Consider the following 13,269-nt stretch of genomic DNA (forward strand, 5'->3'; position numbering starts at 1 on the left):
CTGCGAAAATATTCACCAACATCAAAAATAAAGGTGCCCCGGAAGGGCACCTTTATTATCTTTTTATTCATTTTAAAGTGGCTCAATAATTGCATATTTGCCATCTTTACGACGGTATAAAACACAAATTTTGCCGACTTCCATATCGCGATACACGAAGAAGTCATGACCTAATAAATCCATTTGCATCATTGCTTCTTCAGCATCCATTGGCTGAATTTCCATTTGTTTAACCCGAACAATATCATCTTTATTTTCAGACTCAGCAATTGCTTCGTCTTCAAAATAAGTAAAGAATTCCGGATAATCATGCAACTCATGCGCGCGTTTATTGAAACGACTTTTATTTTTACGGATTTGTCTTTCAAGCTTATCTACAGCAAGATCAATTGCTGCATATAAGTTTTCTTGTTTTTCATCAACACGCAAAATGTACTTATAAGCATGAATAGTTGCTTCGATACGTTGGAGATGATGGTAGACTTTGATTAAGACTTTTGCCTCAACTTCATCTGGGTTGTGGAAGTGTTTATCAAGTTTTGAAAACTTATCCTCCACATAATCCTTAATAGCTGGTGTAATTTCTACGTTTTGACCACGAATACTATATCTCATATTCATCGCCTTCCTTTCTGTATCTTAATTTTATTATAGCATAGTTTACCTAAAGATTGAAACCGTTTGCAGTACTTTGCACTGATTTTTTTCACAGAGCTTTCGCGCCTGTAACATCGTCGCTCCGCTTTGATAAATATCATCAACTAAAATCACTTGTGCATGCATTTGACCACAGAACAAAAACTGTCTGCCGGCCGGCAAATTATCGGTTTCAAAATTTCCTTGTTCAGCACCATTTTCACCTGCCTGCAAAAATAACGACGGCATAAATCCAGCCATTCCAAGCAGACACTCCATCAGTTCAAATCCACAAGCATGCACAATATCTGCGCGCTTAGGAATAGGCACCAAACAAATATTTCCTTGCCCCGCATTGCTTACCATAGGTTGCAAAAAATGCTTGAGTGATTGTGCGGCGGGCAACGCCGCCGCGCAATCACCATATGTGTTTAACTGCGATAAGTAATTACGAGTATATTTATTATAAGTGAATAATCCTTTGTGTTCAACTAAAACAGATTGCTTTAAAGAATATTTTCCCGCTTGCATTTCTTCTTGATTTGGTAGTTCAAAAATTTTCTGACAAGTTTTACACAAATGATAATCCACCGGCAGCATCAGTAAATCTGCAAGTTGAAAATCAACAGTTATCGGGCATAGACAAATATGACAAAATTCATTCATGCAACATCTCAAGCTTTCTGGCCTTGCGATTCATTTCTTTAATATGCCAACAGGCTCTCAACATTTGATAGGAACAGGCACTGGCAAAAAATACAATCTCACCGGTTGGAAACTCAATCTTTCTACCAACCCGTCCCGCTATCTGCACCAGTGCCGCCTCATCAAAAATTGCTTCCTGACTGTTGAAAACGCCAACAGCAACATTAGCAATGGTAATTCCGCGCTCCAAGATTGTAGTCGTCACCAGAATAGCAATTGCTCCATCACGAAAATCAGCAATTTTTTGATTCCGGTCTTCATCTTGTGAGTGAACTGATTCGACTGCTGAAAATTGTGGCTGCAATACACGTTGCAGCCACTCGGCGCTTTTAATTGACGGTGCAAACAAAAGAATCGGTCGTTTGCTGGCAAGCTGTTTTTGCAGCCAGCGCCGTACAATTGCCGGCACTTTATTCGCCGGTAAAGTATAGAGTTTTATTCTAGGTTCCGGTAAGGCAAAGCCATGGTATCTTGCAGGCAGAATATGAAACTGGTAACCGACATTGCGTAGTTGGCGGCGCACTTTCGATGAGGGTGTTGCCGAAAGCAAGACGATGCTCCCCTCAGGAGCCAGTGATTGCTGGACAGCATATTCAAGAAAGTCAGTGCCTTTGTACGGAAAGGCATCGTGTTCATCAACGATGATGAGATCAAAAGCCTGATGGAAGTGCAGCAATTGATGGGTTGTTGATACGACTAGCGGTGCGAACTGCTTATTCATTGGGCTACCGCCGTAAAGCGCAATGATATCCACACCTATGAAGGCAGCTTTAAAGCGTTCATATATTTCAATAACGATATCGCGCCGCGGTATTGCCCAGCAGATATTTTTTCCTTGCTGCAATGCGGCTATTACCAGCTGGAAGGTCATTTCTGTTTTACCGCTGCCAGCGACACTCCATATAAAATGTTTCTGAGCGCCGTGTAGGCTGGTCAGAAGGGCATCAGATATTTTCTGCTGAGCAGCGGAAAGTTTGAGATTGATGCCGAGGTGCACTTGCTGTTTTATATGTGGCGGCGTTTTAACGTAGAGCTGGCTGCATTCCCGAATTTTACCGAAAGCAATGCACTGCCGGCAATACAGGCATTGCTTTTCGCACCGCAGACAATAGTGCGCGCCAAACAAAGCTTGGTTCTGATTCCCGCAGCGTCTGCAAATATAGTGTCCTGACTTATTTTCCACTCGGATATCAATTGCTTGCGCTCCATAATCTGCAGTCTCACTTAGGCGCCCATAGCTTATTTCTCCCATAAAAAAAGTCCTCCTGTAGCTTATTTCGCGCAATTCACAAAACTCTTGACAAAAAACCGAAAAATTAGTAATATATTTACTGTACTGCGGGTGTAGTTTAATGGTAGAACAAGAGCCTTCCAAGCTTTTAGCGTGAGTTCGATTCTCATCACCCGCTCCATTTTAATGATTAAAAACAGTTGTTCGGTTGAACAATTTTCGGGTGTTGACATTGTCAGCACCTATTTATTTTATATAAGGGGTTTTATTATGGCTATTATGATCGCTCTGCTACCGGCATTGCTTTGGGGAATTATCCCGCTGCTTATCACCAAAATCGGTGGTTCAATCCGCCAACAAATTATTGGTATAACCAGTGGCGCACTTATTTTTGCAGGTATTACTTTTTTCTTTACTAGTCCTGTATATACTTTGCAAATTATATTAATCAGCTTCCTTACCGGATTCATGTGGACGGTCGGCCAGATTTACCAATTAAAGGCTTTCAAATTGATTGGTGTTTCCCGAGCGATGCCACTTTCAACCGGTATGCAGCTTATCGGTACAGCTTTAGTAGGTGTGGTAGCATTTGGTGAATGGAATACTCCTTTTCGCTTGATAACCGGAGCAATAGCCATCTTACTAATCATTGGCGGTGTCTTTTTAACTGCTTTTACTGAAGCCAGCCAAAGTGAAACCAGCGGCTTGATGCGACGTGGCTTAATGATGTTAGCATTGTCATCACTAGGTTATATTTTATATGTGGTAACCTTGCAAGCCTTTGCTATCGATGGTATAAGTGCAATTCTGCCGCAAGCAATCGGTATGGTGGTCAGTGCTTTCTTGATGACCATGAGAAACACTGAGGAAAATACCGAGGCTATTTTCACCAAAAGAACGCTGCTGCTTACCTTGCCTGGTATTTCATGGGCAAGCGGGAATATAGCAATGATTTATGCTAATAGTCTGGTAGGGGTTGCAACCGGATTTTCACTTTCGCAACTTGGAGTTATTATCTCAACCTTAGGCGCAGTGTTCCTCTTTAAAGAAGAAAAAACTAAAAAGGAATTACTTTTCGTAATTGCCGGTGTGCTGTTAGTTGCCATTGGCGGAGTAGTTATCGGACTTACTAAATAAAAACTAAAAAAGCTCAGAAGCAAACTTCTGAGCTTTTTGTTATTTTTGAGCAATTTCTACGAAAAGATAAATGCAAGCATTATAGGCGGCGATTTCGATAAAGTGCGACCGCCAAAACAATGCCTGATACTGCGGCCAGGAAAATCATTGATTGCAAAAATGGCATGAAATTGTAGCTTGTGCTCTGCCATATTTTAGGGAAATCTTGTGCAATATGAGCTGTTGGTAATAAGTTGGCCAGAAACTTCATTGGTGCCGGCATCATTTCTTGAGTAAGTCCCATCATTCCCGAAAGAATCATTGAGCTAAAGTAGATAGTCATCGTGATTGCATAGCATGGACCAAATCTTTTGGTAAGCATAGCAATCCCGTATGCCAGCACAAAAAATAAAATCGTCATTATATAAAGTGAAGCAATTAATAGCACCGCACTGAATACTGTTGGCGCAAGTACTGGAAAGGCCAGGCAAACTACTAATGTATAAAGGATGTATCCGATTGTAACTACAATTAGGTTAGCAATTAATTTAGCTGATAACATTGAAACATTACTGTAGCCAAATAAATTCATTCTTTGCGTGACACCTTGTTCCAGTTCTTGCGAGAATGTTGACGAAAATCCTACGAACACTAATGCTAAAGGAATCATCGAAGCATTGCTGATAAATATCTGCGTTGCTAATGCATCTTTAAAGGCTCCCGCTTGCGAACTAAAGGCAGCAATAAAGATAATTGTCATGACGATTGGAAATATCCCGCCGAAGAAAACGGCAAAGAAATTACCAAATGTATTATAAAGTTCGTAAATGATTAAGTTTTTTTGGAAAAGTTTAGTTTTCATAACGTTTACCTCCATTGTTATTCAAGATTGCATTGTACGACATGATTTCAATATCGCTGTTAGAGCGTTTAAAGTTAATGTTTTTATCAATGAGATGCTTGGCGATTTCTTGTTCATGGTCTTTATCTTGACAGCCAAGTACAATCAGATGATCCGGTCCATAAATTTCATCACGCTTATTAATTTCTGCCTCATGCTTTGGTGTACGGTCTAAAACAATAACCGAATACCCACAATACTTCGCAAAAAGCTCTGTTGTATAATCGAAATCAACAACCTTACCTTTATCCAAAATCAAGATTTTATTAACTAATTGTTCTAATTCATCATAGTAATGCGAGACCAGGCAAATAGTCGCATTCTTACCTTGATACCATGCTCGAACTTTTTGCATTAATTGTTGCCGGGTTTCAAAATCAAGGCCTGAAGTTACCTCATCAAAGAAAGTAATCGGGGCATCTTGCATAAGTACCAAAATCAATGTGAGCCGTTGTTTTTGTCCACCAGATAAATTTTTATACTTCTTTTTAAGTGATGCCTCAAAATCGAAGAAAGCAATTAATTCCTGAAGTTTCTCATTGTTCTTAATTTTAGTATTTAAAATTGTTTCTATAACTTTAGATATCGGCATAAGTTCACTATAAGTATTTGCTTGTAGATGGACTGCCATTTGTTCCGGCCGTACACTTGAATCAATACTTCCTGAATATGGTACTAAACCAAGACAAGCATTAATCATTGTGCTTTTCCCGGCACCATTGGCGCCAATTATACCAATTCTATCACCAGAGTTAAAAGTGATTGGTCGTTGGATATCTAATGCTTTTTGATCTTTAAATGTAACGGTTAAGTTTTGAATAGTAATCATTATTCATTATCCTCTCTGAAGTTAATACAGGCTAATACTCCCGCATCATGGTTTTGTATTGTTAATTCTATGTTTAAAATATTGCTGTAATACGCTGCTATATAGAGCCCTAAACCATGCCCTTTTACGGTTGTCACTTGCGATCTGATAAATGGTTCGAAAATATTTTTCAACAAACTTTCCGGTATTGTCTCACCAGAGTTAAAGATACATAATTTTCGACCGCTTTGATATATTTTAATTATTCCTTTGCTTTCAGTATATTTCACCGCATTAGTCAGGACATTATCAATAATCTGAAACAATAGCGTTGGGTCTGATACTACTTGCAAGTTCATCTCATCTTGTTGAACTACAAGTTGCTTATCTTTGATTTGGGTTTCGTGTTGTTGAATAATTGTTGTTGTAAATTCAGCAACTTTAATATCAACCGCTTCAACTTGATTTTGTTCTACTTGGGTGAGCGACAAAATTTCATCAATAATCTTACGCATTGACAAGAGTTCCCGCTTCACTTCACCAAGATATTGTTCTTTATCTTTGTATTTACCTACACCATCGATCATACCGTCAACAAGTAATAAGGCTGCCGCTACCGGGGTCTTCAATTGGTGTGAAGAAGCCATAACAAATAATTGTTGCCGTTCTTTTTGTTCAAGCAATAATTCATTTTGCACCTGCAGTTCTTGAATTGATTTACCAAGATGGGTATATAATTGATTCAAGGTTCGTGCCAACGTGCCAAATTCATCATCTTTTCCTTCAGGAATAAGCGGGGCATTACTAACATCATTTTGCATCGTTTTCGCGTACTTCGCCATTCGCTCAATCGGCTTAGCCAATAACCGACTAAAAATAAAGGCACTGATAATCACCAGTAAAATTACTAAAAGGGTAATCATTGGCAAGCTCTGAATAATAATTGGCATCAGTTCAGTCAGCTGCGGTGTTACTGTTGATGACATTGTTAAGAACATAGCATCATCACTACTGGTCATACCGACATAATTGGTATAGCCCACAGTGTCCGATTTCACCCCGGATTCCATAACAAAACTCGATGCACTTGAACTATGAATAATTGTCGTGCCTTCACTAAAATCTTCAATAGCGAATCCTTGTTTAAATTCCGAAAATTCAACACCAAATTCGGCACCGCTAAAGTTAAATTTATTTTGCAGGTTATCCAATTTTAAATCACTTTTCAGCGTTTCAAAATCAATATTATCTAAATCAAGATCTTTATATGGATAGCTGCGGATTGCGTCAAAAGTAGCTTTTAAATCCTCATCGGTAAGGGTTACATTAAATGAACCGAATGCCGAGCAAACCGCTACTGTATAACCGGCTTTAGGGATACGGGCAGTAAAATAGTTTGTGTTCCCGACCTCAACACCGGATACAATACAAGAATCATTGGTTTTATATTGTTCCTGCAAGTCATAAACTGTTTGCAAATCTTGAGTATGGCGATAGTCAACATATAAAGATGGAAGCATCAATATAAAGTAAGCAATAATGAAAGTTGAAATAATCATCGCCATCAAGCCACTATATAGAAATACTCGTTGTGATAATTTCATAACTATACCTCACTTTGAAATTGATAACCAATTCCGGTTATTGTTTTAACAAAATTATATGGCAGTTTTTTACGCAGATTCTTAATGTGCGCGTCAATAACCCGATCATTGGCAAAATAGTCATCAGGAAAAATTCGTTCTAATAACATTTCTCTTGAAAAAACTCGTTTGGGCTGACTGTTAAGTGTCTGTAATAACAAAAACTCTGTTAATGTCAGCTGCAAATTTTCACCATCATAATAAGCTTGATAGCCAAGTTCATCAATAACTAAACCATGCTCATCAATGACTGCACTCTGTTTACCCCGTCGTAAAATCGCCTCAATTCGCTTTAATAAAACAATCGGTGAGAATGGCTTGATAACATAATCATCCGCATATAAATTAAACGCCTTAATTTGCGTTTGTTCATCTGCCAGCGCGGTTAACATAATAGTTAATGTTTCCGGGAACTGCTCTTTAATATATTGCAACACTTCTAGCCCACTTTTTTCTGGAACCATAATATCCAAAACTGCGACATCATAACGACTCTTTTTCAATGCCTCAATAGCACTAGTCCCATCAGCAACATGGTCTACTATATAATCTTGCATCTTCATATATTCGAGCGTCACATCAGCAATAGTAGGCTCGTCCTCTAAAAATAAAACTCTTGTCATATAAATTCCCTCCAACTTACATTTATTATGCCATATAGTTATGAATTTTTTATGAATTTTTTGCAGAAATGTTATGAAAAAAATAAGCAATCAAATTAAATTTGATTGCTTATTCAGCTTACTTTTTATATAAAATTCCCAGTCCGCATGCATGTGGACCAATATGTACGCCAACAACCGGACTTAAATCGGCAACTTCATAAGTGATATCCGGATAGACTTCTTTAAAGCTGGCTTCAATCGCCTGCAATAAATCATCCTTACTTGAATGCAGTAAAACCACTTTTTCAATTGGTCGTTTCTCCGATAATTCAACAACCTTGCGAATTGCTTTCTTAAAAGTACGCTCCTTCGTCGCGACTTCAATAACACCATTATTTACAGACAGCAATGGCTTAATTTGCAATAAGCCGCCGATTGCTGCCTGGGCTGCGCTAATACGTCCGCCACGCTTTAAAGCATCTAAGTTATCTACATAGACAAGTATTTCTACCCGATCAAATGCATCATGAGCGTAATCAATAACCGCTTGCGGGTCTTGATTACTTTCCGCAAAAGCAATAACATCTTTTACAACAAGCGAACCAATAGCCGTTGTTGTATTGGTATCAATCACATGAATATTAATACCGTCAATCATACTTTGTGCTGATTGCGCTGATTGATTTGTTCCACTCAATTTTCCCGCGATAGTAAAAACAAAAATATCGGTATAACCATCAGCCTTTAATCGCTCATATGTTTCTAAGAACTCTCCTGCTGATGGTTGAGAAGTCGAAGCCAGAAGCCCTTCTTCCAACGCTGAGTAAAATTCTGTAGCTGATATTTCATATAAATCCTTTGAAGGTTGATTATTTACAATAACGTATAATGGCTGGACGGTAACATTTAAATCAGCAAATTGATCTGGTGATACTGCCAGTGTTGAGTCCATAATATATGCGAATTTTTTCATTTTTTCAACTCCTTATTTTGATACTCTAAGTATAATCTATATCCCTAAAAACTGCAATCAAATTTACAATGTTACAAAAATATAAGCCATAATAAATTGCATTGACCAGTAATTCATTTTATAATAGACAAGAACCTATTTTTAAACTAGGAGGATAGCGTATGCGAAATCAAAGAAACTTCGAAGAAGATCATTACAATGATCAGCCAAGACGACCTAAAAAAACGCGGGTCCGCAAAGGCCGAGTATTCTTTACTATATTATCATTAATACTTGTTGTTGGTATTTTTTCTGCCGGTGGTTTTATTGCTTATACGGCATACAACGCCTGGTCAACTTGGCAAGGTATTGTCGATCCTAATCAGACCAGTCCCAATATTGACGTCAGTAATGAACCGTTTACTGTTTTATTCATTGGTGTAAACACCACTGAAGAAGGCAGTACTTTAGAGAATGGATTAGCTGACTCATTGATTCTGGCGGCAATTAATCCCCAAACTAAGCAGGCTGATTTAATCAGTATTCCGCGGGATACTTATATGCAAATAACTTGTGAAGACAATTACCGCGATAAAGTGACTCACAGCGGCGCCGGCGGTACTCAGTGTATTGTAGACACCTTAAGTCAGTTCTTCGAAATTCCGATAGATTATTATTTCAAAATTGACTTCGCCGGCTTTATGTCGATTGTTGATGCCTTAGGCGGCGTTGAAATGGATGTCCCGGACTTGCGCGAAGGATTTGCCCAATGGCCAGGAATGGACGACTATCCACCGCCACCGGATGAAATGATTGATGGTCAGCAGTGGTGTGAACAAAACAGTAAAGGCGAAATCTACACGATTTGTTTCAACCAATTTGGGATGCAGACGCTTGATGGCGAGCATGCCTTAGCAGTGGCACGGACCCGTCATTACGATAATGACCAAGGACGAAGCGCACGGCAAGCAGAACTAATTAAAGCGATTGCTAAAAAGATGGTCAGTTTTAATGGAATTGCTAACCTCAACTCAGTATTGAACACAGCAAAGGACTACATGTCAACCAACATTGGTCCTAATCAAATCGCTAACTTCTTCAGTCTTGCTCAGCAAGTGTTGAGTGACTCGGGAAATGATGCTGATAACTTCGCAATGCGCACATTACAAGTTCAAACCAGCGATTATATGTTCTACGGTGATATGGGCTATGCGTCATATGGCGAACCCAACCTCGCCAATGTGCAGGCAATCATTGATGAGCTGAACATTATTCTTGGCAAATCACCACTAGTGATTGATCCGAATTTTAAATACAATGTAAATACTGATTATCCGCAACCACTTATCTACGAAGATTTTAATGATACTAGTAGTTCTGATGATTATGAATAAAAGGTGATACTCGCCAGGCCGCAAAGGTCCTGGCGGGTATTTTTTGTGTAACAAAACAAAACCCCATCCGGCCATGTTGCCGGATGGGGTTATTTTTTTCGCTATGCGGTAAAGTAATCTGCTAACATAATTAGTAATGAAACGTCCCGTACTTTATCAATAAAATTGCGATAGATAATGTTTTGATTTTTTACTTCAACGAGGACTTCACTTTTTACGACTTCAACCCGGGCTACTTCGCTCCAGAGTATCAATGTACCTTCGCAGTTGATACCACGCTCAGTAACCGTTAGTGCATCTGCAAAACTAAGTTGTTTGTTATCAGCAATTTTATTGAGTGCACGAGTCATTTTATATTCAAGCCAAGCATCATCAAATGCTGAAAGGGCATTTTGTAAGCCTACGTAGCGCATTCCCAGAAGATGGTATTTTTTATCTTGGTTAATAATAACCACTTCATAGTAGTTACGAATCGGGATTAAGAATCCAGCGTAATAAACGCGTTTAATCCAACGAATATCTTGTACTTCTTTAATATTGAAGTGACGTTCCCAAAAGAAGTATTTCTTAATAACAATATGATTTTTATATACTTTAATTGTATTAAACATAGCAACAATTTGCGATATAATGACTAATACAATTGCAAACATAACCAGATTGTGAGCCATCATTGCAAGTCCATAATACGATGGCATTTTCTCTTCAGCTGCTGCCAGCAAATCTTGTGGGAAGAACGACAACGCAATAGCCACAAAATACAGGACGATTACTAAAATCACAATGCGAATGGCATAGAGAAAATAATTACTGCGAACAATAATCGGGTCTTTTTCATCCAGGGTAATTTTGCTATCCACCTTGCCCATGCCAGTGTCCTCCATTGCTGTTGCTTTTTTCAAAGAAACTTTTTCATTTACTGGTTTATCTGTTTTATCCTCTTTTTTCTTTTCTGCTTCTGTCACAGCTTTCGCCTCAGTCACTGGCTTTTCAACAGTGTTGCCGGTAGTTTGGGCTTCTGCTGCTTTCTTGGCAGCACGTTCATCTTGGAATTGTTTATATTTATTCTTAGCATTTGCAGCCAATTCTTTAGTTTTGTTACTTGTAGTCGCCGCCAGTTCTTTGGCTTTTTTACCGGTAGTTGCAAAGAACACTGCTACTGCAGACGGTTCTATCTCATCGGTTGTTTGCTTCTGTTCAGCCGAACTTTCTTTCACTTCAGCTTTTGCTGATGTCCCTACTGCTTCCTTAGCCGCTGGCTTAGTTTCCGCTGCTTCAGTGGTAGTCACAACACCTTTTGCATCGGTTACTTGTTCATCCGTCTTTTCAGTTATATCAACAACTTTTTCTGGTTCATCCGCTTTTGTTTTTTTTGTAGCGGCTTTACCCGGTGCTTTAGCTTTTTTAGTAGCATCAGACTTGGTTGCTTTCTTCTGCGCCGGCTTCTTCGTTGTTGTTTTCTTAGTTGTTTTTTTTGTACTTGTCGACGTTTTTTTGCTTTCTTTATTTTCTACCGTTTCTTTTGCAGTTGATTCAGTTTTAGCAACTGACTCTTTTGTATCAGCTGCTTTTTTATCCTCAGCCATTGCGCACCTCTTCCAATTGTAATATTCTTCCTATATTGTATCAATAAACGCCCAGTCTTTCAATATTATTTATATAACAAAAAAGACACCTTAAAGGTGCCTGTAGTTTCTGAATGGTGCCGGCTAAAGGACTTGAACCCTCAACCTACTGATTACAAGTCAGTTGCTCTACCAGTTGAGCTAAGCCGGCAAATATACTTGAACAATTATCCAATTTCATTGTCAAGTCTGCGTCTCATCAGTCGGCGCTTATCTTTCCGCGAACTTGAATAATTCTTCTGCGTCTATTATTCTGATACTTATTATAACTATCAAAACTCAGCTTATTATATTATGTCAACACAGCCATAAAATAAAAATGGTGGAGGATGACGGGCTCGAACCGCCGACCCTCTGCTTGTAAGGCAGATGCTCTCCCAGCTGAGCTAATCCTCCGCTTTGTCGACAAGATTTATTATATCAGAAAGCCAAAAGTGAAGCAATATAAAAATGCTATTTTTATTGTTTTTTAATCTTTATTGTGAAAAATAACAAAACCGCAACTCCATGGAGTTGCGGTTTTGCCTATTCATGAAAAATTTCGTTACGAATAATGTTTGTTTTCTCAGCCCGATCGGCTTCATCAACGAATTCACGCCAGCCACCTTCAGTTAAAGCGTTCTGTCCTTGAATAACATCTAAACGCTCCATATCAAACTTGTCGCTGAAGATATCAGCAATGTTAAATATCTCGGTTAAAGGAATGTTCGTTTTTACTGCACCGCTTAAAGACGGAACCGCCCGAACATAACACTTGGCAACATTATCCATACATTCATTCTTAAGTGCCATAATTAATTCTAGCTGGCGATTGGCACGGTTCTCACCATTAGATGCCCCGCGATAGCGAATATAAGCCAGTGCTTGCGGACCGCTCATACGCATTTCCTCACCAGCAGTAAAACAATAATTTTGGTCATCCTTACCATAATCACTGCAGAAGGTACCGGTTGGTACAATGTCCACGCCACCTAAAGCATTAACAATATCAATAAGTCCATCCATAGTAATCAGTGCATAATAATCCACTGGCAACCCGAGGAATGCCGACGTGCTTTCCGCCAGGCAGTCGATACCGTTTTGCATATATATACGGTTGATGTTTTCCTGCCCGCCGGTACAAGTAACCGGTATGTAAGCATCACGATAAATCGGTAATGCGTATGCTTTTTTATCTTTAAAGTTTGCCCCAACATAAGTGATTGAATCAGTGTATGCTGAATTAATATCCGCATGACTGTTGTTATTATCATCAAGACCGAGAATCAAAATACCTTTAGTATTAGGAATATTCGAAGCAGTTGAGAAGGTACGCCACTCAAAAGCAGAAAATAAGCCGATGATTGCCGGCAACTGGGTCAATAACAAAATTGCCAGCGCTGCTGCTACAATATTACGCATACGAAAGAAACGGCGCTTCTTCTTTTTCTTAGGTTCAACATATTGCTTGCTGTTATGAGTACGGTTTTCTTTGCGTTTTCCGGATTTGCGTGAGCGTCGTCCGCGCGACTCATAAATTTCATCTTCTAATTCATCGAGTTCGTCATCATCTAATTCATCCAAATAGAAAGCAACATTCAAATCATCATGATCTTCATATTGGTTTGACTTTCGGTTTCTGCGACTCATATTATTTTTAGCCATGGAATTAAT

General features: G+C 38.9%; 12 protein-coding genes and 3 tRNA genes. 3 read left to right on the forward strand and 12 right to left on the reverse strand.

The genetic code is table 11. The features are described 5' to 3' along the window. Positions 1-72: 72 nt before the first annotated feature. The 3 genes from hpf to FEZ08_RS08380 are packed head-to-tail and all read right to left on the reverse strand — an operon-like array spanning position 73 to position 2,593. The gene (gene hpf / locus FEZ08_RS08370) at positions 73-615 is read right to left on the reverse strand and encodes a ribosome hibernation-promoting factor, HPF/YfiA family (RefSeq protein ID WP_138191308.1); all 543 of its coding nucleotides are present in this window, start codon (positions 613-615) and stop codon (positions 73-75) included. A 45-nt stretch (positions 616-660) separates the two neighbouring features. After that, entirely contained in the window at positions 661-1,302 is a 642-nt protein-coding gene (locus FEZ08_RS08375; RefSeq protein ID WP_138191310.1) for a phosphoribosyltransferase, read from the reverse strand. Further along, positions 1,295-2,593: an ATP-dependent helicase ComFA gene (locus FEZ08_RS08380; RefSeq protein WP_138191312.1), complete on the reverse strand. Its 1,299-nt coding sequence runs from the start codon at positions 2,591-2,593 to the stop codon at positions 1,295-1,297. Before FEZ08_RS08380 ends, FEZ08_RS08375 begins: the two co-directional genes overlap by 8 nt. Before the next feature lie 86 nt (positions 2,594-2,679). Between FEZ08_RS08380 and FEZ08_RS08385 the strand changes: the two genes are divergently transcribed. Next, positions 2,680-2,753: transfer RNA gene (locus FEZ08_RS08385), tRNA-Gly, on the forward strand. Positions 2,754-2,842: 89 nt separating this feature from the next. After that, positions 2,843-3,709: a GRP family sugar transporter gene (locus FEZ08_RS08390; RefSeq protein ID WP_138191314.1), complete on the forward strand. Its 867-nt coding sequence runs from the start codon at positions 2,843-2,845 to the stop codon at positions 3,707-3,709. Positions 3,710-3,788: 79 nt separating this feature from the next. Here FEZ08_RS08390 and FEZ08_RS08395 read toward each other — a convergent pair whose 3' ends face one another. From FEZ08_RS08395 to FEZ08_RS08415, 5 genes are all read right to left on the reverse strand, one after another. Further along, positions 3,789-4,550, reverse strand: a complete 762-nt coding sequence (locus FEZ08_RS08395; RefSeq protein ID WP_171014999.1) for an ABC transporter permease — start codon at positions 4,548-4,550, stop codon at positions 3,789-3,791. Beyond that, the gene (locus FEZ08_RS08400; protein WP_138191318.1) at positions 4,540-5,418 is read right to left on the reverse strand and encodes an ATP-binding cassette domain-containing protein; all 879 of its coding nucleotides are present in this window, start codon (positions 5,416-5,418) and stop codon (positions 4,540-4,542) included. Before FEZ08_RS08400 ends, FEZ08_RS08395 begins: the two co-directional genes overlap by 11 nt. After that, positions 5,418-7,001, reverse strand: a complete 1,584-nt coding sequence (locus tag FEZ08_RS08405; RefSeq protein ID WP_138191320.1) for a HAMP domain-containing sensor histidine kinase — start codon at positions 6,999-7,001, stop codon at positions 5,418-5,420. The genes FEZ08_RS08400 and FEZ08_RS08405 overlap by 1 nt, the downstream gene beginning before the upstream one ends. Before the next feature lie 2 nt (positions 7,002-7,003). Then, entirely contained in the window at positions 7,004-7,663 is a 660-nt protein-coding gene (locus FEZ08_RS08410; protein ID WP_138191322.1) for a response regulator transcription factor, read from the reverse strand. Between the two features lie 118 nt (positions 7,664-7,781). Continuing rightward, the gene (locus tag FEZ08_RS08415) at positions 7,782-8,618 is read right to left on the reverse strand and encodes a DegV family protein (protein WP_138191324.1); all 837 of its coding nucleotides are present in this window, start codon (positions 8,616-8,618) and stop codon (positions 7,782-7,784) included. 161 nt (positions 8,619-8,779) lie between these two features. Between FEZ08_RS08415 and FEZ08_RS08420 the strand changes: the two genes are divergently transcribed. Beyond that, the gene (locus tag FEZ08_RS08420) at positions 8,780-9,991 is read left to right on the forward strand and encodes an LCP family protein (protein WP_138191326.1); all 1,212 of its coding nucleotides are present in this window, start codon (positions 8,780-8,782) and stop codon (positions 9,989-9,991) included. 101 nt (positions 9,992-10,092) lie between these two features. Here the strand turns inward: FEZ08_RS08420 and FEZ08_RS08425 are convergent, their stop codons facing one another. The 4 genes from FEZ08_RS08425 to FEZ08_RS08440 all read right to left on the reverse strand — a co-directional run bounded on the left by FEZ08_RS08425 (position 10,093) and on the right by FEZ08_RS08440 (position 13,260). After that, positions 10,093-11,577 carry a DUF6585 family protein gene (locus tag FEZ08_RS08425; RefSeq protein ID WP_138191328.1) on the reverse strand — a complete coding sequence of 495 codons (1,485 nt, stop codon included), beginning with the start codon at positions 11,575-11,577 and terminating at the stop codon, positions 10,093-10,095. A 114-nt stretch (positions 11,578-11,691) separates the two neighbouring features. Continuing rightward, a tRNA-Thr gene (locus FEZ08_RS08430) sits at positions 11,692-11,767 on the reverse strand. A gap of 169 nt (positions 11,768-11,936) precedes the next feature. Next, positions 11,937-12,012, reverse strand: a tRNA-Val gene (locus FEZ08_RS08435). Positions 12,013-12,141: 129 nt separating this feature from the next. Beyond that, positions 12,142-13,260 carry an LCP family protein gene (locus tag FEZ08_RS08440; protein ID WP_171015000.1) on the reverse strand — a complete coding sequence of 373 codons (1,119 nt, stop codon included), beginning with the start codon at positions 13,258-13,260 and terminating at the stop codon, positions 12,142-12,144. Positions 13,261-13,269 lie beyond the last annotated feature (9 nt).

Source organism: Culicoidibacter larvae, from assembly GCF_005771635.1.
Taxonomy (GTDB): domain Bacteria; phylum Bacillota_I; class Bacilli_A; order Culicoidibacterales; family Culicoidibacteraceae; genus Culicoidibacter; species Culicoidibacter larvae.